At 51.5% G+C, this 21,562-nt stretch carries 19 protein-coding genes; 6 read left to right on the forward strand and 13 right to left on the reverse strand.

Annotated elements, in window-relative coordinates:
• Positions 1–111 precede the first annotated feature (111 nt).
• The 6 genes from ahcY to P6574_RS18270 form a co-directional block, all read right to left on the reverse strand.
• The gene (gene ahcY, locus P6574_RS18245) at positions 112–1,512 is read right to left on the reverse strand and encodes an adenosylhomocysteinase (protein ID WP_310621662.1); all 1,401 of its coding nucleotides are present in this window, start codon (positions 1,510–1,512) and stop codon (positions 112–114) included.
• A 214-nt stretch (positions 1,513–1,726) separates the two neighbouring features.
• Positions 1,727–2,011: an HPr family phosphocarrier protein gene (locus tag P6574_RS18250; protein WP_310621663.1), complete on the reverse strand. Its 285-nt coding sequence runs from the start codon at positions 2,009–2,011 to the stop codon at positions 1,727–1,729.
• Positions 2,012–2,021: 10 nt separating this feature from the next.
• Complete coding sequence (locus P6574_RS18255) at positions 2,022–2,426, reverse strand: PTS sugar transporter subunit IIA (protein WP_310621664.1); 405 nt, start codon at positions 2,424–2,426, stop codon at positions 2,022–2,024.
• Between the two features lie 110 nt (positions 2,427–2,536).
• Positions 2,537–2,992 (reverse strand): HPr kinase/phosphorylase, encoded by a 456-nt coding sequence (locus tag P6574_RS18260; protein ID WP_310621665.1) that lies wholly within the window; start codon positions 2,990–2,992, stop codon positions 2,537–2,539.
• A 10-nt stretch (positions 2,993–3,002) separates the two neighbouring features.
• Positions 3,003–4,814, reverse strand: coding sequence for a stimulus-sensing domain-containing protein (locus P6574_RS18265; RefSeq protein WP_405048116.1), 1,812 nt, complete (start codon positions 4,812–4,814; stop codon positions 3,003–3,005).
• 13 nt (positions 4,815–4,827) lie between these two features.
• Entirely contained in the window at positions 4,828–5,526 is a 699-nt protein-coding gene (locus P6574_RS18270) for a response regulator transcription factor (RefSeq protein ID WP_310621666.1), read from the reverse strand.
• Positions 5,527–5,940: 414 nt separating this feature from the next.
• On the opposite strand from P6574_RS18270, the gene P6574_RS18275 reads away from it, so the two are divergent.
• The 4 genes from P6574_RS18275 (at position 5,941) to P6574_RS18290 (ending at position 10,984) form a co-directional block, all read left to right on the forward strand.
• Positions 5,941–7,551, forward strand: a complete 1,611-nt coding sequence (locus P6574_RS18275) for a phosphoenolpyruvate carboxykinase (protein ID WP_310621667.1) — start codon at positions 5,941–5,943, stop codon at positions 7,549–7,551.
• A 169-nt stretch (positions 7,552–7,720) separates the two neighbouring features.
• A complete protein-coding gene (locus P6574_RS18280; protein WP_310621668.1) occupies positions 7,721–8,776 on the forward strand; it encodes an XdhC family protein in 1,056 nt (351 codons plus the stop codon).
• Positions 8,776–10,422: a molybdopterin-binding/glycosyltransferase family 2 protein gene (locus P6574_RS18285; protein WP_310621669.1), complete on the forward strand. Its 1,647-nt coding sequence runs from the start codon at positions 8,776–8,778 to the stop codon at positions 10,420–10,422. Before P6574_RS18280 ends, P6574_RS18285 begins: the two co-directional genes overlap by 1 nt.
• A 352-nt stretch (positions 10,423–10,774) precedes the next feature.
• On the forward strand, positions 10,775–10,984 hold the full coding sequence (locus tag P6574_RS18290; RefSeq protein ID WP_310621670.1) for a hypothetical protein: 210 nt from the start codon (positions 10,775–10,777) through the stop codon (positions 10,982–10,984).
• A 129-nt stretch (positions 10,985–11,113) separates the two neighbouring features.
• Here the strand turns inward: P6574_RS18290 and P6574_RS18295 are convergent.
• The 7 genes from P6574_RS18295 to P6574_RS18325 form a co-directional block, all read right to left on the reverse strand.
• A protein-coding gene (locus P6574_RS18295) for an IS630 family transposase (protein WP_310618446.1) occupies positions 11,114–12,177 on the reverse strand; the annotation gives its coding sequence in 2 pieces (ribosomal slippage) (positions 11,114–11,694 and positions 11,694–12,177; 1,065 coding nt in all).
• Between the two features lie 173 nt (positions 12,178–12,350).
• A complete protein-coding gene (locus tag P6574_RS18300; protein WP_310621671.1) occupies positions 12,351–12,758 on the reverse strand; it encodes a F0F1 ATP synthase subunit epsilon in 408 nt (135 codons plus the stop codon).
• A 78-nt stretch (positions 12,759–12,836) separates the two neighbouring features.
• Positions 12,837–14,264, reverse strand: coding sequence for a F0F1 ATP synthase subunit beta (gene atpD / locus P6574_RS18305; RefSeq protein ID WP_310621672.1), 1,428 nt, complete (start codon positions 14,262–14,264; stop codon positions 12,837–12,839).
• Positions 14,265–14,289: 25 nt separating this feature from the next.
• Positions 14,290–15,180: a F0F1 ATP synthase subunit gamma gene (locus tag P6574_RS18310; protein ID WP_310621673.1), complete on the reverse strand. Its 891-nt coding sequence runs from the start codon at positions 15,178–15,180 to the stop codon at positions 14,290–14,292.
• 31 nt (positions 15,181–15,211) lie between these two features.
• A complete protein-coding gene (atpA, locus tag P6574_RS18315) occupies positions 15,212–16,741 on the reverse strand; it encodes a F0F1 ATP synthase subunit alpha (protein ID WP_310621674.1) in 1,530 nt (509 codons plus the stop codon).
• Positions 16,741–17,301 carry a F0F1 ATP synthase subunit delta gene (locus P6574_RS18320; RefSeq protein WP_310622191.1) on the reverse strand — a complete coding sequence of 187 codons (561 nt, stop codon included), beginning with the start codon at positions 17,299–17,301 and terminating at the stop codon, positions 16,741–16,743. Before P6574_RS18320 ends, atpA begins: the two co-directional genes overlap by 1 nt.
• A 215-nt stretch (positions 17,302–17,516) precedes the next feature.
• Positions 17,517–19,730: a primosomal protein N' gene (locus P6574_RS18325; RefSeq protein ID WP_405048117.1), complete on the reverse strand. Its 2,214-nt coding sequence runs from the start codon at positions 19,728–19,730 to the stop codon at positions 17,517–17,519.
• 145 nt (positions 19,731–19,875) lie between these two features.
• Here P6574_RS18325 and fsa point away from each other — a divergent pair, with 145 nt between their 5' ends.
• Together fsa and P6574_RS18335 are read left to right on the forward strand one after the other, a co-directional pair.
• Positions 19,876–20,529, forward strand: coding sequence for a fructose-6-phosphate aldolase (gene fsa, locus P6574_RS18330; RefSeq protein ID WP_310621675.1), 654 nt, complete (start codon positions 19,876–19,878; stop codon positions 20,527–20,529).
• A 295-nt stretch (positions 20,530–20,824) separates the two neighbouring features.
• Positions 20,825–21,559, forward strand: coding sequence for an endonuclease (locus P6574_RS18335; RefSeq protein WP_310621676.1), 735 nt, complete (start codon positions 20,825–20,827; stop codon positions 21,557–21,559).
• The last annotated feature ends 3 nt before the right edge of the window (positions 21,560–21,562 follow it).

Here is a 21,562-nt window from a genome sequence, read left to right on the forward strand (position 1 = left end):
GACTAGTGAACAGGATATATTTTTATTATTGAAATGGAATACCATTATTTGACGGAGGTAACCCTCCCGAGGAAGCTCTCCGCCAGACAGCGGAGAGCAATTGCTAAGCAATTAGTACTTATATTGTACGGACTTATAAGGCCCATTCCTGTCAATACCTAGGTACTCAGACTGGTCTGGCGTCAGCTCCGTCAAGCTCACGCCCAGCTTCTCCAGATGCAAACGTGCAACTTTCTCGTCCAGATGCTTGGGCAGAACATAGACTTTATTCTCGTAGTTATCCCCACGGCAGAACAGCTCCATCTGTGCCAGCACCTGATTTGTAAAGCTTGCAGACATCACAAAGCTTGGATGTCCAGTGGCATTGCCAAGGTTCACCAAACGTCCTTCGGAGAGCAGCAACAGCCGCTTGCCATCGGGATATTCAATCATATCCACCTGTGGCTTCACATTACGCCATTTGAAATTGCGAAGAGCAGCAACCTGAATCTCGTTATCAAAGTGCCCGATATTACAAACAATGGCCATGTCCTTCATGTCCCGCATGTGGTCAGCGGTGATGATGTCCTTGTTGCCGGTCGCGGTTACAAAAATATCAGCGGTTGGTGCCACTTGTTCCAGTGTGCGTACTTCATACCCATCCATAGAAGCTTGAAGAGCACAGATCGGATCAATTTCCGTAACGATCACCCGGGCGCCCGCCCCTTCCAGAGATTTGGCGGAGCCTTTACCCACGTCCCCATAACCACACACAACCGCAGTTTTACCGGACATCATCACATCGGTGCCACGGCGAATGCCATCCACCAGAGATTCACGGCACCCGTACCTGTTATCGAACTTGGACTTAGTGACGCTGTCATTCACATTAATCGCAGGGAACGGCAACTCCCCTTTCTTTTCCATCTCGTAAAGGCGCATCACTCCGGTTGTGGTTTCCTCGGAAACACCTTGAATATTGGCTTTAATCTTCGAGAAATAGCCGGGATCTTCAGAAAGGCGACGTTTGATGATGGAGTAAAGAGCCGTTTCCTCTTCATTGCTAGGCGAGGAGATGACTGAAGGGTCTGTTTCGGCCTGTGCGCCCAACAGAACCATCAAGGTGGCGTCCCCCCCGTCATCCAGAATCAGATTGGCGGTTTCGCCGTTGCCCCAGTCGAAGATCCGACTGGCATACTCCCAGTATTCTTCCAGTGTCTCGCCTTTCACAGCAAACACGGGAATATTGGCAGCAGCAATTGCGGCAGCGGCCTGATCTTGAGTAGAAAAGATATTACAGGAGGCCCAGCGCACTTCCGCACCCAGCTCAACGAGTGTTTCAATCAGAACAGCGGTCTGGATTGTCATATGCAGCGAACCTGCAATGCGCGCACCCTTGAGCGGCTTATTCCTTCCAAACTCCTCGCGGCATGCCATAAGGCCCGGCATTTCGGTTTCCGCTATTTCGATCTCCGTACGGCCCCAATCAGCCAGCGAGATATCTTTGACAATGTAATCTGAAAACTGTGCCATTCTCTCTTTTCCCGGTGCATGGACCTTGAAAGTCCGCAGTGGTATTTGGGCGCCGAATCTACGGCGTCAACCGAATGCGCAATTATACCAAGTTGAAAAGAGAGAAAGCAATCAAGATATAAAGGTTTCTTTATATCAGATAAAAATAGTATTTATTTCAGTACTTTAGGAAACTAATGAAAATGGGGAGTACAATAACTCTCCAGCCACTTCTTTAGTCTCTTTCTCCAAAGCCGTCTTCAACCAGCTCGGCAATGGCGTCGAGCGCCTCATTACGTTGCTTACCCGACACGCTCACCTCAATGCTACACCCGATGGAAGCGGCCAGCATCATCAGCCCCATAATAGACGTACCGCCCACAGTCTGCCCATCTTTAGAAACTTCCACACGGGCATCAAAGGCCTCCACCAGTTTCACAAGCTTTGCGGAGGCACGGGCATGGAGTCCACGAGAGTTCACTATGGTGAGGCTTCGCCCCACACTATATTCATTCGACATCAAAAAAAAACTATCCTTGGCCAGACAACACCTGACTTGCGACTGAGATATATTTCTGCCCCGCATTTCGGGCTTCTTCAACAGCCTGTGCCAAAGGCAACTCATGTCTTATGCTTGCAAGTTTGATGAGCATGGGAAGATTTACACCGGCAACAACCTCGATTGTTCCCCCATTCATAACAGAAATCGCCAGATTGGAGGGCGTACCTCCAAACATATCCGTCAGCAGAACAACGCCCGATCCGTCATTGACGCTCTCTACAGATTTCACAATATCTTGACGACGTTGTTCCATATCATCATCTGGGCCAATACAAATTGTTGAAATACGTTCCTGAGGACCAACAACGTGCTCCAGAGCCAATTTGAACTCTTCTGCCAATCGACCATGTGTGACAAGAACCAGACCTATCATTCACTTTCCGTAAATTTAGAGAGACTACACACTACATTCATTCTTGCCTCACTGTGTTTTAGCGCGGCAAGAAGTGCAAGGAAAATCGGTAACACGTTGTTAGTTGTATGCTACTTTTGTAGGCGAATAAAGCTCAAAGCGGCCTCAACAAGCCGTTGAGCTGCAGTTAAATCGCCAACAGGAACAGCTTGGTAGGGAATTTTGGTGCCGTGAATCTCCGTTGTCATGTTTTCTTCTTCCGGCATTCGCTCTACGAGCGCGATAGGCAGTAATTCAACTACAAGACTCACCAGAGCGTTGTTAAGGTGGGGAACTTCAACAGGACCACGCCCCCTTACCTCCATTAAACCGGCAATAGCTGGCGGGGCAGAGGCGATCAGGAACCCGTTCACCGAGCGAACATATACCCTGTCGTCTGAAACAAGACAGGCAAAATGTCCCTGACTGCGTTCATGATTCATCAAGATGTGCGCCAGCGTGGACTTTCCCGATCCAGAAACCCCACGAATAAAAACAGCTTCCGTCCGTAAAAGGACGCAGGTTCCATGTAGGGCCGGATTGTCCATTCTTTTACTCCTAGCGGGAGGGCAAAACGACCTTAAAGATTGCTCCCAGCACGTTTTGGCTGCTCTCTTCCAAGCGGTTCTGCGCAGTGATTGTCCCGTCATGGACATCTACAATCTGGCGGCAGATTGAAAGGCCAAGACCGGAGTTATTCCCGAAACCTTCCGTCTCGGGCCTATCAGTATAGAACCTTTCGAATATTCTTTCCATGACATCCTCGCCAATCCCCGGCCCGCTGTCTTCTACCGTTACCACAATATTGCCGCCTACCCGCTTAGCGCGCACCACCACCGAAGCACCGGAAGGTGAAAACGAGCGGGCATTGTCGATAAGATTGTTAAAGACCTGCCCCAACCGCTCGTCATTTCCTGACATGACATAGGGCTTTTGCATTTTGGAGGAGGCCAGTTCCAACTCGATATGCGCCTCACCTTTACGGGTGCGCTCATTGGCAATTTCAACAATTGTCTTGAGCAGGATAGAAAGATCGAATTCTTCGGTTTCCTCACGCGCCATTTCTGCATCAATACGCGATGCCTCGGAAATATCCGTAATCAACCGGTCCAGACGCTGCACATCATGCTGAATCACCTCCAGCAATCGCTGCCGTGAGGATTCGTTTTTGGCAAGCGGCATGGTTTCTACTGCACTTCGAAGAGAAGTGAGCGGGTTTTTAAGCTCATGAGCCACATCTGCGGCAAAACTCTCGATAGCATCCATACGGCCATAAAGGGCGTTGGTCATCCCCCGCAGAACACGAGCCAAGTTGCCAATCTCATCATGACGGCCCGGAAATTCCGGAATCTCCTCACGGGACTTGATACTTCGCTGCACCCTTTGTGCCGCCTCCGACAAGCGCCGTACAGGACCGGCAATGGTTCCCGCCAGCAGAACTGACAGAATAATCACCACAACAGCCGCTACCATGAATATTTTCAGGATTGCCCAACGCTCTGCGGCAATAATGCTATCAATATCACCCCCTTGCGTAGAAAGAAGAAGTGTCCCGAGAACAGCGCGGAACCTTTGAATAGGCACAGCTACGGAAACAATCATCTCTCCCTTGTCTGAAAGGCGAACCACACTGGCTGGCGTTCCCGAAAGAGCTGCTTCAACCTCTGCATACTCCAGACCATCGGCTGCCCCCACTTCCTGATAGAGAGGCAACTCGCTCCGCCGCATCCAAAGCTTGGTTTTTTGCCAGAGCTTGATGTACCAGCTCTCTTGCTCCTCATCGGGAGAGGGCAGATCGTAGCGGAAAATCTGATTATAATCGTAGATGTGACGGGAATCGAGCAGCAGCGTTCCATCTGGATCATAGATACGGGCCCGCGTCTTGGTCGGCGAGATCAAACGGCGCAATACCGGCCCAACCCGCTCGGGATTAATAGGAAAGTCCAGATTACCAATGGAGCCACGCGGGCTGACGCTTTCCCCTGCTTCAAGCCGCAAAAGCTGCTCGGGGTCCAGTGTAATGGTATCCGTATCGGCTGTGGCAGAAGCTGCAATGGCACCGGCAATAATCTCCCCTTGAGTGAGGAGAGACTGCACACGCGCATCAATAAGACCCGCACGAAACTGGTTCAGGTACAAAATACCCACCACCATGGCCACAAGGCCAAACAGATTCAAAATAAGAATCCGCCGGGTCAGGGAAGAAAGAACAAAGGTTCCCATAAAGTCGCGCCAGCGGGAGAACACCCGGCGGCGCACCTGCTTGCGCCGTAACCAGCGCAAGGGGGAAACCTTTACGCCTTTGCCAGATGCGCGCACGCTATTTTCTTCGAGACCTTGTTCAGGTCCACGTTGTTTCTCAACTGCCATGGATCAGTCCGGTTTAGCCTTCCCTGAAACGGTAGCCAACTCCATAGAGTGTTTCGATCATATCGAAATCATCGTCGACAACCTTGAACTTCTTGCGCAGCCTTTTAATGTGGCTGTCAATAGTCCGGTCATCCACATAGACCTGATCATCATAGGCGGCGTCCATCAAGGCATTCCGGCTTTTCACCACACCCGGACGCTGAGCCAGAGCAAACAGAATCAAAAATTCTGTAACAGTCAGAATCACCTGCCGACCCATCCATGTGCAGGTGTGTCGCTCCTGATCCATAACAAGGCTGCCACGCTCCAGTGTCTTGCTGGCTTCACTTGGAGCGCCCACCACGTCTTTGGCCTGCGAGCGGCGTAAAACAGCCTTGACCCGCTCCACCATGAGACGCTGGGAAAACGGTTTACGGATAAAATCATCCGCCCCCATCTTCAAACCAAACAACTCATCAATCTCGTCGTCCTTGGAAGTAAGAAAGATTACAGGTAGGTCAGATTTTTGCCGTAGCCGCCGAAGTAGCTCCATACCATCCATTCGCGGCATTTTGATATCGAAAATAGCCAGATCTGGCGGATCACTTTGCAACCCCTCCAGTGCCGACGCTCCATCAGTATAGGTTTGCACCCGATACCCTTCTGATTCTAGAGCGATAGACACGGAAGTCAGTATGTTTCGGTCATCATCGACCAAGGCAATCGTTGGCATATTGCGGACCTTAATCCTCTTTCACTACAAGACAGTACTACTATAGATTTGCGCCGAAAGGGACTATTATCCTTGAAATAAGGCAAAAGCCTGTTTTGCAAATTTTATGTACTCTCAAAACGGGTTTCATTTGAAATTAAAGTGAAACCACGTGAATATTTTCGAATATATCCGAAAGTAAATGACCTATACGTGAGTAGTAACCCATAAATAGCACCCCAGTTTATCAACCATAATAATTAACCTTTTTGCCAATTTAACTTATTCAATCGTTTTAGATAAAATCCTTTGCCTTGTTCCCATCGTTTTCGTGGCATAAATAGTTAGTTCGCTTAAGTAGAACGGAGCGGACAATCCTAATAAATCATTACGTGATTGTTAGGAACATCAATCAGATCTTCTGAGGAAAAAGAAATGAATGAGTTCGGTTTACGAAATTCCGAATCTGGGAGCGAGAACTTTGGCTTTACGCAAGTCAAAAATCTGTATTGGAATTTGCAGGCTGCTGAACTCTATGAGTATTCCATTCAGCGCGGCGAAACACAGATTGTTGATGGTGGTGCACTCCTTGCTGAAACCGGAAAGCACACTGGAAGGTCTCCAAATGACAAATTCATTGTTAAGGATAGCCTGACTGAAGATACTGTCTGGTGGGATAACAGCGGAGCAATTAACAAGGACAACTTCGACACCTTGCTTGCCGACATGCTGGACCACGCAAAAGGCATGGATCTTTTTGCTCAGGACCTTTACGGCGGAGCCGATAAAGCCCACCGCCTGCCGGTTCGCGTTTATACAGAATATGCATGGCATTCCCTGTTCATCCGCAACTTGCTTATCCGTCCAGAGCGCAGCACCTTGGCGTCCTTCCTGCCGGACATGACAATTGTTGACCTGCCAAGCTTCAAAGCTGACCCAGCGCGACATGGCAGCCGCTCGGAAACAGTGATTGCCTGTGACTTCACCCGCAAAATCGTTTTGATTGGCGGCACTGCATATGCCGGTGAAATGAAGAAGTCTGTCTTCTCCATGCTCAACTTCCTCCTGCCAGCCGACGGCATCATGCCAATGCACTGTTCTGCCAACGTGGGAGATGAGGGAGATGCAGCTGTCTTCTTCGGCCTGTCCGGCACTGGCAAGACCACTTTGTCCGCCGACGCCTCTCGCACCTTGATCGGTGATGACGAGCATGGCTGGGGACCACAGGGTGTCTTCAATTTTGAAGGTGGCTGTTACGCGAAGACTATCAAGCTTTCCCGCGAATCCGAGCCGGAGATTTTCGCCACAACACAGCGCTTTGGAACAATTCTGGAAAACGTGGTTGTTGACGAGAACCGCAAGCCGGATTTTGATGATAGTTCCAAGACCCAAAATACCCGTTGCGCCTATCCGATTCACTTTATTCCCAATGCAAGTGATAGTGGAACAGCGCCGCATCCCAAAAATATCATCATGCTGACTGCCGATGCTTTTGGTGTTCTGCCACCTATTGCAAAGCTCACCAGCGCGCAGGCCATGTATCACTTCCTCTCCGGTTACACAGCCAAAGTTGCCGGTACCGAGCGGGGCGTTACAGAACCACAGGCTACGTTCTCAACCTGCTTCGGTTCACCTTTCATGCCCCGTCACCCTTCCGAGTATGGCAAACTGCTGAAAGATCTGATCCACAAACATGATGTGAACTGCTGGCTGGTGAACACCGGCTGGACAAGCGGCGCTTACGGCGTTGGCCACCGCATGCCTATCAAGGAAACCCGAGCCCTGCTGCGTGCAGCCCTTGACGGCTCTTTGAATAATTCGGAATTCAGAACGGACAGCAACTTCGGTTTTCAGGTTCCGATCCACGTTCCTAACGTTGACACGTCTATTCTGGACCCGCGCAGCACATGGCAAAACCCAGATGACTACGACATTCAGGCCGCCAAGCTGGTTAATATGTTTGCCGATAATTTCCATATTTTCGAAGCATACGTAGACGAAGAAGTTCTTGGTGCGGCCCCTATCCTGAAAAACGCAGCAGAGTAAGCCTTTTACTCCAAGCACACCTATCAAAAGCGCTTCTTACGGGAAGCGCTTTTTTCGTTTCTCCACCACCTCACCATTATTGCCAATATTGCTTGACCCCTCTGGTTTATCTGGACAGGAGTTGCCATATAATTGCCCTTGATCACGTTTGCGGAAGGGAATCGGCTCCATGACCTTGCAAGATAAATATGCTCCAGCCCATCATGTCCTCACCATCGCGCAGGACTGGCTGGCTCAAGGCCGCCGCCTTGCACTGGCAACTGTCATACAGACATGGGGATCCGCGCCGCGCCCCGTTGGCAGTCCGCTGCTCATAGATCAAGCCGGAAACTTTGAAGGCTCGGTCTCCGGAGGCTGCGTGGAAGGGGCAGTGATTATTGAAGCACTGGAGACAATAGAGACAAGCAAAGCCACCCTCTTGGAATTTGGCGTGGACAATGAAACCGCATGGCAGGTGGGGCTTACTTGCGGCGGCAAAATTTCCATTCGCGTGGAGCCCGTATTCGAGACCAACCTGCCACAAATTATCGAAGACTTGAACACCGCCCGCGCACAGCGTAAACCCGCCATTCTTCTCACCAATCTGGAGGAGAACACCCATACTCTGGTCTCTTCACCAGAAAGCGTGACCTCCCCTCTTTTGCAAAAGGAGATTACGCAGCGTTTTCACTCGGGAAAATCCGGTCTGGTATCCATTAAGGACGGTCAGTCCGTGTTCCTCACCGTTCAAATCCCCTCCCCCCGCCTTATTGTGGTGGGCGCCGTACACATTGCGCAAGCGCTTGTTCCCATGGCCCAAAGCACCGGTTTTGATGTGAGCGTGATCGACCCCAGAAGCGCATTTGCCACCAAGGAGCGCTTCCCCCAAGTGGCATTATATGATCAATGGCCGCAGGATGTTCTGGAAGAAATCAAGCTGGACCCCTACACAGCGGTTGCCCTACTCACCCATGATCCAAAGATAGATGACACCCCGCTTATGGAGGCGCTCAACACAGGGTGTTTCTATGTTGGTGCCCTTGGCAGCAAAAAAACCCATGCAAGCCGCCGGGAGCGGCTTGCAAAAGCGGGTATACCCGAACCGCTCATCGACAGGATCTCGGCGCCCATTGGCCTGAATATCGGTGCGGCAACGCCAGCCGAAATTGCCGTCTCCATTCTTTCCCAAATCATTGCTTTTCTGCGCAACCCACAGCCCCACGTTTTCCAAGGGGATCAGACCTGATGCTATTTGGCGAAATTTCCGTTTCTGAAGCCAGTGGTTGCTATCTGGCCCACTCCCTCAAGTGCGAAGGCCAACACTTCAGCAAAGGGCACCGCCTCACCCAAAAGGACGTAGTACAGCTCCTGAACGCGGGAATAACGCACGTTCAAGCCGCCCGTCTGGAACCGGAGGACCTGCATGAGGATGAGGCTGCCTTTTCACTTGCGCAGGCCGCTGCCCACCGGAACATCCGTGTAGACGCTCCGTTTTCCGGCAGGTCCAACTTATATGCCATTGAGAGCGGCGTCCTTACACTTAACGCAGACCAGATCAACAACGCCAACAGTGTGGATGCCTCCATTACCTTCGCCACCTTGCCCCCCTACGCCAGCGTCGAAAAAGGGCGCATGCTGGCCACATCCAAAATCATTCCTCTTGCTGCCAACCGGCATCATCTGAAAGAAGCCAAACGGCGCATCTCCAATGCTCTTTCCATAGAACCCTTCAAGGCAAAGCGTGTAGGCGTCCTCTCCACCACCCTGCCGCACCTGAAACCCTCAGTCATTGAAAAGACGCTGAAAATACTGGGGGAACGCCTCTCCCCGTCCCTTTCAAGCATCACCGCTCATGTGGAAACTCCGCATACCTTACATGCTGTTGAAGACGCACTTAGCTCAGACAGCTTCAAAGAGTGCGATCTGGTCATTTTGTTTGGAGCTTCCGCCGTGGTGGACGGCAAAGACGTCATTCCTCAGGCCATAAGGCTGGCAGGCGGCACTATTTCCCACATCGGCATGCCTGTAGATCCCGGGAACCTGCTTGTTCTGGGAGAACTGAACGCAATACCCGTTGTGGTAGCCCCCGGCTGCGCCAGAAGTCCCCAGTTCAACGGGTTTGACTGGATTTTGAACCGCCTGCTTGCAGATATGATAGTCACTCCACAGCACATCATGGGAATGGGTGTGGGCGGTCTTTTGAAGGAGATTCACAGCAGACCACAGCCGCGTGAAGCACGACCAAAGCAGAAAAGCTCCCCCCCCTCTGTTACCGGCATTCTACTCGCTGCAGGCAAGTCCAGCAGGATGGAAGGCCACCACAAACTCCTCACCCGTTTGCACGGCAAGCCTCTTGTGCGCCATGCGGCAGAGGCAGCATTGCAAAGTGACCTGAAAGACCTTGTCGTGGTGCTCGGCCATATGGCACAGGACGTGAAACAGGCACTTAACGGACTTCCGGTAGAATTTGTGGAGAACAAAGACTACGCTCAAGGCCTGTCTTCCTCCATAAAATCCGGCATGCGCGCCTCTTCCCCTGCCACCTGCGATGCAGCTCTTATCCTACTGGGAGATATGCCGCAGATCACTGCCGAACATATCAACTCCCTTATCAAAGCTTACCACAGTTCACCCGAACACCTCATCGGCGTTTCCATGGCGAACGGGCGCAGAGGCAACCCTGTTTTGTGGGACCGGCAGTTCTTTGCGGACCTACAAACACTTCACGGCGACATTGGCGGCAAAGCCCTGTTGCAGCAAAATGCCGAGGCCGTCTACACAGTAGAACTTGGGAGTGCTGCCCGTCAGGACATAGATAATTTGCAGCATCTCAAAGATATCGGAGGTACAACAGGAGAGTATTCGCTAAAGCCATCGAAGAATCAGTTATAGAACTGGAAAACACGCTCGAATAGCAATAATTCAACACATTACAAAAAATCAATCCTATAAATTTAGCTGGGTAAGTTCATGTTTTGCTTCGTATTTTGATAGGATGCACCTAAATAAGCAAAATATTTTCATGGAAAAGGATTGATAGATTCGCAAAAATCCTAGAAATTACCGGTGAGCTCTATTAAATAATCTTCGTCGACTGGCTAAGCTGTTTGCTTTGCCGTCTTTTAAAGTCGAAGTTCTCTTAAAAACAAGCGTGGTTCCAGAGAAGGCGAAAGCCTGTCTGTGGTACTTCGCACTGTAAAACCTGAAAAAGATAGTTTTACAACGATAAAAAAGAAGGCAAAAAATGTCCGGAATTAATCTTCCAAGCACAGGCCAGTGTAAATGGGCCGAAGGCGACAGCGGCAGCTATTACTTCCCTTGCAAAAAACCACGTGGTGACGGTTCCTACTGCGAATATCACCGCACTCTTGTGTATGAAACACCGGAGCAGCGCAAAGCCCGTGCCGAACAGGCCCGCATTGCCAACGCTCAAGCCAAGCGGCTTGCTGCCTAAACCCTAGATTTTTGGGTTGAGTTTTCAGCCAAAGTTCAAAAGCAGTATTAGGCCAGGAAAGTCGTAGGTACGATACGTACTTGTGTCCTCTGGCCTGAGCAGCTGAGCTGTCAATAATACCAACGGCACTTATAATTGACCTGTATGCGCCCAATTTCGTCTACCGATTGATGTGATTGTGTGGGGTTGTTGAATAAGCTTATTCCAAGCGGAACAGGCGGCATCGACAATTTCCTGGTAGTCTTGAAAGGTTCGGTTAGAGAGCCAGTTTTGCCGTAAGTACTGCCAAACATTTTCAACCGGGTTGAGCTCCGGAGAACGGGGTGGGAGCAGCAAGATGGTTATATTATCAGGCAACTTCAGTTTTGCCGTTGTATGCCAACCCGCTTGATCCATCAGGACCACTGCGTGCGCCCCTTTGGCGACGGTTCGGCTGATTTCTTTAAGGTGAAGCTGCATGGAATTGGTATTGGCTTTGGGCAAAACAAGTGCTGCCCCTTTGCCGTGGGCGGGGCAGATGGCCCCGAATACATAAGTTGATTGATAGCGCCCGTCGCTGGGAGCCCGTGGTCTCGTTCCTTTTTTTGCCCACCTTCTGGTGAGCCCATTTTTTTGACCAATGCGGGCTTCGTCCTGCCACCAGATTTCCATGGATGTTTGTGAGGGCAAGCGCGCTTTTATTTCTTTAAGCTGGGCATGGAAGTTTTTTTATATGTCTCCATAACTTGCTCGTCCTGTGCCGGGTGCTGTGGCCGAACGCTGACCCGAGAAAATCCCAGAACTCTGAGGAGGCTTGAAATAGCCCTTTCGCTATAGCTGACCCCAAACTTCTGCTCGATCACACCTTGCAGATCCCGCCGACGCCAGCGAATTACGCCGTGTTGTTGTAAATCAGGCCCAGCCTCAACCAGATCTGCAAATTCAGCCATTTGCTCTTTATTTAACCACCGGACACGGCCCGGGCTCTTACGATTGTACAGGCCGTGCGGCCCTTCTGCGTTAAACCGATGCACCCAGTCTCGCAGTGTTTGGCGGTCCATGCCGCCCATGCGTGCCGCCTCCAAGCGCGACAACCCATCATAAACAGCAGCAAGAGCAAGAAGGCGGCGGCTCTGCCTGACATCCTTACTTTGACAAGCAAGAGTTCGTAACGAAGAAGCATCATAGTCTCGGCGCAATGGGATCGCTGACATTGGGAATCTCCTTTCCCAATGTTGAATCACAATTCAAGTGATTTGGGAATCCTCATCCCGAGTCAAAAACAGGTGCCGTTGGTATAAAACACCATTCCAATGCTCAGGGTACAAAAGAAAAAGCCTCGGTCAAAAACCGAGGCTTTTCTAATTTTCATTGATCTTTCACCGCGTTACGCTGTACGTATCGCCGCTTCAACTTCCTGAAGCTGGGAAAGGAACAAAGATGCTCTCTGCTTCTCAATGTCGTTCTTTGCGTCAGCCACATCTTCCTCAGCATTTTTAATCTGCTGGGCAAGATAGTCTGCCTCAATTTCCGACATTGGAATTGCCTCTTCCGCCAGAACGGTCATGCCAGACGCTGAAACGTCTGCAAAACCACCACGTACAAAGTACTCGTACGTTGTACCATCTTCGCTAGATGCCTTGATAACACCCGGACGCATGGTTGACAGAAAAGGGGCATGGCCAGCACCGATACCGAACTCACCTTCAGAGCCAGGGATGATCGCCTGTGTCACCACTGCCGAAAGCAGAAGGCGTTCAGGTGAAACCAGCTCAAACTGAAATGTTCCAGCCATTTAGCTTTTCCTCTGTCGTTTCAAGAGGCGACACCAATCAAGGAGCCGCCCAAGAAATTTGCGTTACAAAAGCTGTTATCAGGCAGCTTCCGCAGCCAGTTTAGCCGCTTTCTCAATGACCTGATCCATAGAACCAACCATGTAGAATGCTGCTTCTGGCAGATGATCGTACTCACCTTCAACAAGGCCTTTAAAGCCTTTGATAGTGTCTTCCAGTGGTACCAGCTGACCAGGAGAACCAGTGAACACTTCCGCAACGAAGAACGGCTGAGACATGAAGCGTTCAATCTTACGGGCACGAGCCACTGTAAGTTTGTCTTCTTCTGACAGCTCGTCCATGCCCAGAATAGCAATGATATCCTGAAGCGACTTGTAGCGCTGAAGAGTTTCCTGCACTGCTGTTGCAACATTGTAGTGCTCTTCACCAACGATACGTGGGTCAAGCATACGGGAGCTGGAGTCCAATGGATCCACAGCAGGGTAGATACCCTTTTCAGAGATCGCACGGTTCAGAACCGTGGTCGCATCCAAGTGGGCAAAGGTGGAAGCAGGTGCCGGATCGGTCAAATCATCCGCAGGAACGTAAACGGCCTGAACGGACGTAATAGAACCCTTGGTTGTTGTCGTAATACGCTCCTGCATGGCACCCATGTCGGTTGCCAGAGTAGGCTGATAGCCCACAGCAGAAGGAATACGGCCGAGCAGCGCCGACACTTCGGAACCAGCCTGTGTAAAGCGGAAGATGTTATCCACGAAGAACAGAACGTCCTGACCTTCATCACGGAAGTTTTCCGCAACAGTCAAACCTGTCAGAGCAACACGTGCGCGTGCTCCTGGGGGTTCGTTCATCTGACCGTAAACAAGTGCAGCTTTAGAGCCTTCGCCCTTACCAGCTTCTTTGTTCACGCCGGATTCGATCATTTCCCAGTAAAGGTCGTTACCTTCACGGGTACGCTCACCAACACCGGCGAATACAGAGTAACCACCGTGTGCTTTCGCAACGTTGTTGATCAGTTCCATGATGAGAACGGTTTTACCAACACCCGCACCACCGAACAAGCCGATCTTACCACCCTTTGCATAAGGAGCGACAAGGTCAACAACCTTAATACCGGTGACCAGAATTTCTGCTTCTGTTGACTGCTCAACAAAAGAAGGAGCTTCCTGGTGGATCGCACGCTTAGCTGTGTGCGGAATTGGACCAGCTTCATCAACCGGCTCACCAATCACGTTCATGATGCGGCCCAATGTGCCGGCACCAACAGGAACAGAAATTGCTTCGCCTGTGTCTTTTACTTCTTGACCACGAACGAGACCTTCGGTTCCGTCCATAGCAATTGTACGTACTTCATTTTCACCCAGATGCTGAGCAACTTCGAGAACCAGACGGTTCCCGCCATTGTCAGTTTCCAGTGAGTTCAGGATCGCAGGCAGTTCGCCGTCAAAGTGTACGTCGACGACAGCGCCGATAACCTGCGTGATCCGTCCGACTTTGGTGTCAGCCATCACTAAAATCCTCGTTTCAACTCGGTCAAAGCGCTTCTGCGCCCGCGATAATTTCAATCAGTTCAGTCGTGATCTGGGCCTGACGCTGACGATTGTACGTCGTTGTCAGCTTGTTGATCATCTCGCCAGCATTACGGGTCGCATTGTCCATAGCGGACATACGAGCGCCTTGCTCGGACGCAGCGTTTTCAAGAATGGCACTGTAGATCTGAACCGCAATGTTCCGAGGCAGCAAGTCCTCGAGAATCACATGCTCATCTGGTTCATATTCATAAAGTGCATCACTTCCATCAGCGTCTGCGTTACCTTCTTCCTTCGCCTCAAAGACGGCAGGAATAAGCTGCTTTGCTGTCGGGATCTGACTGATCACAGACTGGAACTGCGCGTAGAACAAAGTACAAACGTCGAACTGCTCTTCATTGAAGAGTTTTAGTACCAGATCGCCGACTGCCTTTGTGTCACTGAAGTTAATTTTCTTCAGGCCACGCAGCTCGATTTTCTCTATGACATACTGACCCATGTCACGCTTAAGAGCATCATAGCCTTTTTTGCCGACGGTAACGATTCTCACCGTTTTACCTTCGGCCATCAGCTTGTTAGCGTGCTCACGTGCCAGTTTAGCGATGGACGAGTTGAAGCCACCGCAGAGACCGCGCTCTGCTGTGCAGACGAGGAGCAGATGAATCTGATCCTTGCCTGTTCCCGTCATCAGCTTCGGTGCATCGTCCCGACCTTCAAACCCGGCAGCGAGATTGCCAAGCACTGTCCCCATGCGTTCAGCATAGGGACGGGATGCTTCAGCAGCTTCCTGGGCACGACGCAGTTTCGCCGCGGCCACCATTTGCATGGCCTTGGTGATTTTCTGTGTCGCTTTGACCGAAGCGATGCGGTTTTTTAGGTCCTTAAGGCTCGCCATGGGCGCCCCCGTTCCTTATCCGTTGCTTCGATTAACCGAGGGTCTTAACAAATGCGTCAAGTGCACCTTTGAGCTTCTCTGTGAGACCAGCGTCAAGCGCCTTCTTCTCCCAGATAGCAGCCAGAAGGTCAGCATGGTCGGCACGCAGGAAGCGCAGGAGACCATCCTCGAACTCGCGAACTTCACTTACTGGACGGTTGTCCAGATAGCCGTTCACACCAGCGTAGATCACTGCGACCTGCTCTTCCGTCTTAAGCGGAGAGAACTGAGGCTGCTTGAGCAGTTCAGTCAGGCGTGCACCACGGTTCAAAAGCTTCTGAGTTGTTGCATCCAGATCAGAACCGAACTGGGCAAATGCTGCCATTTCACGGTACTGAGCCAGCTCACCCTTAATCGGGCCAGCAACCTGCTTCATCGCCTTGATCTGAGCGGAAGAACCAACACGAGAAACGGAAAGACCAACGTTCACAGCAGGACGGATGCCCTGGAAGAACAAGTCTGTTTCAAGGAAGATCTGACCGTCAGTGATGGAGATCACGTTGGTTGGAATAAACGCGGAAACGTCGTTACCTTGCGTTTCAATAACTGGAAGTGCAGTCAAAGAACCGCTACCGTTTTCCTCGTTCAGCTTCGCAGAACGTTCGAGAAGACGGGAGTGAAGGTAGAAAACGTCACCTGGGTACGCTTCACGTCCTGGTGGACGACGAAGAAGCAAGGACATCTGACGATAAGCAACAGCCTGCTTGGAAAGGTCATCATAACCAATCACAGCATGCATGGAGTTATCTCGGAAGAACTCACCCATTGTTGTACCGGCAAACGGTGCCAGATACTGCAAAGGCGCAGGATCAGAAGCAGTCGCTGCAATCACAATGGAGTATTCCATCGCGCCAGCGTCTTCCAAAGTCTTCACAAACTGAGCAACGGTTGAACGCTTCTGGCCAACTGCAACGTAGATGCAGTACAGCTTTTCGTTCTCGTCGTCAGACGCGTGCAATGGCTTCTGGTTCAGGAAAGTATCCAGAATGATTGCAGTTTTACCTGTCTGACGGTCACCGATGACCAGCTCACGCTGACCACGTCCAACTGGGATCAAAGCATCAATCGCTTTAAGACCAGTAGACATTGGCTCGTGAACAGACTTACGTGGCAAAATGCCAGGAGCCTTCACGTCAACGCGTTTGCGTTCAGTAGCTTCGATTGGACCTTTACCATCGATCGGGTTACCCAGAGGGTCAACCACACGGCCCAGAAGGCCTTTACCGACAGGAACTTCCACAATCGCGCCTGTACGCTTAACTGTGTCGCCTTCTTTAATGTCACGGTCGCTACCAAAGATAACAACACCAACATTATCTGCTTCAAGGTTCAATGCCATTCCCCGGATACCACCTGGGAATTCAACCATTTCACCCGCTTGTACTTTGTCCAGACCATAAACGCGGGCAATACCGTCGCCTACGGAGAGAACTTGACCAACTTCAGTAACTTCGGCTTCCTGTCCGAAGTTCTTGATCTGGTCTTTGAGGATTGCGGAAATTTCCGCGGCCCGAATATCCATCAGCCGACCTCTTTCATCGCGAACTTAAGAGAGTTGAGCTTGGTACGTAGCGAACTATCGATCATCTTACTGCCAACTTTAACAGTGAGACCACCGAGGATGGACGGATCCACCTTCGCTACAATGTTCACGTTCTTGCCTGTAGAAGCATTAAGCGCTTTCTGCAGGTCTGCGGTATGCGCTGGTGTCAGTTCAGATGCGCTTGTTACTTCAGCAGTAACCTCGCCGCGTTTCGCAGCAAGAAGCGATCTGAATCCCAGGATCATACCTTGAACGGCGAAGAGGCGCCTGTTTTGGGCTACCAACTTCACAAAATTTGCGGTCAGGCCGGTAATTCCGGCCTTTTCCAAAATAACATCTAGCGCTTTCGTTTGTGCATCAGCACTAAAAACGGGGCTCTTGATGAGACGGCCGAGATCAGCACTCTCATTGACGAGAGTTTCAAATTGATCGAGGCCTTTCTCAACTTCCGCCACTTTTCCCTGCTCTTCAGCAAGGTCCATTAAAGCGGAAGCATATCGCAAGGCCACGCCAGAAATGAGAGATACATTGTCAGTCACTGGATCCGTGCTCTCCGGCGCGCTCAAACCATTGGAAGTAATCGATAAGTGCCCAATTCCAATGCTTTGATATGTCGCGTTTAAATCTGTTTATAGGGTAAAACAGGATTGCTTTACCCATTAAGCCGCGCTCCGCATAGCACAGCATTCACAGGCTTGCAATACAGGCTGTCCATTCCTTTCCTGTCTATGAGACGAGGTTTTTCACAGGCTTTCTAAAAGAAATTTTGCGGATCAATATCCACCTGAACCCGTAAACTTCCCCTTACCGGAGGGCTGGCAGCCAGCCATGCTCTTATAAACCCTTGCAAATCAAAGCCCCTTTGCGCCATTGCCAGCAGGCGAAAACGAAAGCGCCCGCGCACTTGGGCAAGGGCCGCCTCAGCCGGGCCCAGCACGGTAACATCACCACCCCTAGGTAAAACACTTGTAAGTATTTTTGAATATTTTTCAGTTTCTCCACGGTCTGTCCCCGAAACGATGATGGCCGCAAGTCTGCCAAATGGTGGAAGACCGGCATGTTGACGCGACTCGATTTCTGCTTGGTAAAACTCATCGGGGCGGCCAGACAGCAGAGCTTTAATGACGGGCTGGTCGGGGCTGTAACTTTGCAAGATGCCAATGCCCTTACCGTGGATACGCCCCGCACGCCCTGTGACCTGCGCCAGCAGCTGGAAAGTACGCTCTGCAGCCCTTGGATCACCATTGGCAAGACCAAGATCCGCATCAATCACCCCGACAAGGGTCATCAACGGGAAGTTATGCCCCTTGGCCACGAGCTGGGTGCCAATGACAACATCCACCTGCCCCTCTTCAATGAGCTTCATTTCCCGTTTCACCCGCTCTGCGCCACCGGGCAAATCGGAGGAGAGCACCAGAACCCGCGCATCGGGAAACAAACTGCAGACTTCCTCCCCAATGCGTTCCACACCGGGGCCGCACGCCACCAGCGTATCAGGCTTGGAGCACTCCGGGCACTTTTCGGGAACCGGCTGGCTGTAACCGCAATGATGGCATACCAGCTTGCCTCTAAAACGGTGCTCCACCAACCATGTAGAGCAGTTTTCACAGTGAAAGCGATGGCCACAGGTGCGGCACAAGGTGAGCGGCGCATAGCCACGCCGATTAAGAAACAACAGTGCCTGATTGCCATTGCCCAGCGCCGTTGCAATCTCCTGCACCAGCATGGGAGCCAGCCAGCGCCCGCGCTCCGGTCCCTCAACGCGCATATCAACACTTTTCAGCGTTGGCATTTCAGCGCCCGATGCCCGCTCCGGCAGGCTCACCAGTTCATAGCGCCCGTTTTGGGCATTCACCTTACTTTCAACGCTTGGGGTGGCACTGGCCAGCACAACGGGAAACTTGGCAATATGCCCACGCAGCACCGCCATGTCCCGTGCATTATAAGAGACGCGGTCATCTTGTTTGTATGCGGCGTCATGTTCCTCATCCACCACCACAAGGCCAAGGTTCTTGAAGGGCAGGAATAAAGAGGAACGAGCGCCCACCACCACTTTCACCTCGCCATTGGCAACGCCGCGCCATGTGCGCTCCCGTCGTTTTGGTGGCACCTGCGAGTGCCACTCGGCGGGCTTTGCGCCAAAGCGTTCTTCAAAACGGTTCAGGAACTGATTGGTCAGAGCAATTTCGGGAACAAGGATCAAGGCTTGCTGTCCCTGACGCATCACTTCGGCAATAGCCTCAAAGTAGACCTCCGTCTTACCCGATCCCGTCACCCCGTCAATAAGATAGGTTTTGCTGCCCTTACCAATGCCGCTGATCAGCGCATTCGCCGCTGTTATCTGCTGCTCCGTCAGTTTCCTGCCGGGCATTTCAGGGTCAGGGTCGGGCAGCGGCGGCGTTGCGGGCAACATCACGGTTTCCAGAACGCCTTGCTTTTTCAAGCCCTCAACCACAGAGGAGCTGACACCAGCGGCCCCTGCTAGGCCGGGTTTGGTCCACGCCATCCCTTCATCTACCAGCTCCAGCACTCTGCCCCGCGCCGGTGTCACCCGCTCGGGCTCCACCCCGCGCACTCTTCGCACGCCCGCCAGCATGGGCTCGGCTTCAAGAGCTGCTTCCGAGCGCAATACCATGCGCAGAACCATGCCGGGCGAGCCCAGCGTCCACTTGGCAATCCAGTCTACGAATTTGCGCAGGTCATCCTGCAGGGGTGCGGCATCATAGATGTGGAGAATTGATTTCAGCTTTTTTGGGTTGACGCCCGCATCTGGCTCCCCGTCCCAAACCGCGCCGACCACCTCACGCGGACCAAGGGGCACACGTACAATGCTACCGGGGCGAACCTGCATACCCGCGGGCACCTTGTAGGAATAAGCACCCGACACGGCAACCGGCACCAAGACAGGCACAATCACCTCATCCGCTCCCGTTTCACTGGGGGTAAAGAAGCTGGGCTCAGCGCTCAAAATACCATTCCTCTTCCGTGTTCTTGCACATTAATGTTGTTCACGCGGTACAGTCTAGGCTAAACAGGGGCGATAAATTACCCATCGCATTCGCTCTCTTCACCAAAACTGGAAAGAAGAAGGCCTTATAAGGAGCCCTTTTGGCATGAAGTTTTTCGTTGATACAGCCGATACAGCTGAGATTAAAGAGTTGGCAGCAACAGGACTTCTGGACGGTGTGACGACAAATCCGTCCCTGATCCTCAAGTCCGGTCGGCCAATGAAAGAGGTAATCGCTGAAATCTGCGATATTGTCGAGGGTCCTGTTTCCGCTGAAGTTGTTGCAATGGAAGCAGAAGCAATGCTGACCGAAGCAAAAGAGCTGACAGCAATTGCCGACAATATTTGTGTAAAACTGCCTCTTACTCTGGATGGCCTGAAAGCGTGCCGCACGCTGGCAGACAAAGGCGTTAAAACAAACGTAACCCTTTGCTTCTCTGCAAATCAGGCACTTTTGGCTGCAAAAGCTGGCGCAACCTACATTTCTCCATTTATCGGCCGCTTGGATGACATCCACGTGGACGGTCTGGACCTGATCTCCGACATTCGTCAGATCTATGACAACTTCCTGTTCGACACAGAAATTCTGGCGGCCTCTATCCGCACAGCAAACCACGTGAAAGACTGCGCACTGCTTGGCGCGGATGTTGCAACAATTCCGCCATCAACCTTGAAAAGTCTCATAAAGCACCCGCTCACAGACAAAGGCCTTGAAACATTCATGGCTGACTGGGCAAAAACAGGCCAGAGCATCGTTTAAGGCTTAATCGCAGTAGAGTTTATCCCTGAGCCCGAGAACAAGGCGCAAAGTCCTTTCTCAAACATAATCCCGGCCCCCGTGCCGGGAGCTAGCTCAGACACACCATAAACTCATCTGTTAAAAGCTGAAGAAACTTCCCTTAAAGCAAGGTGGCCATAAGCGCGGATACCACTCGGTTTCCGCGCTTTTTTGTGGCTATAAACCAACAATCATAAACAAATCCGAAATTTATGGTTAACACGATCTTAAAGAGCCCTATGCACCTTGGTATCAAAGAAGAAACCAAGGAATACACATGGCCCTTCTGCGCCCTTTTATCACTGTCCTTTGCCTATGCCTGCTTGGCACACCTTCCCTTGCCGAGCCCGATTTCAAGTTCAGCACCGCTAAGAAAATTCTGGAGCGGGATATCTATCAAGACGAGGACGAGCGGATCAGCTTTTATTGTGGCTGCACCTATTCCGACAAGAAGCAAGTCAACTCTGCCTCCTGTGGCTACGAACCACGCAAGAACGCCAAGCGCGGCCAGCGCATCGAGTGGGAACACGTTGTCCCCGCCTCCCGTTTTGGCTCTTACCGTGCCTGTTGGCAGGAAGGCCACCCCGCCTGCACCACCTCCAAGGGCAAGGCCTACAAAGGCCGCCGCTGCTGCACGAAAGTTGATCCGGAATTTGCCATGATGGAAGCAGACCTCAACAACCTTGTGCCCGCCGTTGGCGAGCTGAACGGCGACCGCTCCAACTATAGAATGGCTATTTTGGACGGCGAGACTCGTTCCTATGGTGCCTGTGACTTTGAAATTGACTTTGCTGCCGACCTTATGGAGCCGGACGAGCCAGTCCGCGGTGATATCGCTAGGACTTACTTTTACATGCAAGCAACCTATGGCCTTGAGCTGACACAGGCAGAGCAGGACATGTTTGAGCAATGGCGGGGCAGCGATCCCATTTCCGAATGGGAGTTGGAGCGCAATGCCAAAATTCAGGCAGCTCAAGGTAATGGCAACCCGTATGTTGGAGCCGGGTTTTGAATT

Origin of the sequence: Pseudovibrio sp. M1P-2-3 (genome assembly GCF_031501865.1) — a bacterium.
In the GTDB taxonomy this organism is placed as follows: Bacteria; Pseudomonadota; Alphaproteobacteria; order Rhizobiales; family Stappiaceae; genus Pseudovibrio; species Pseudovibrio corallicola.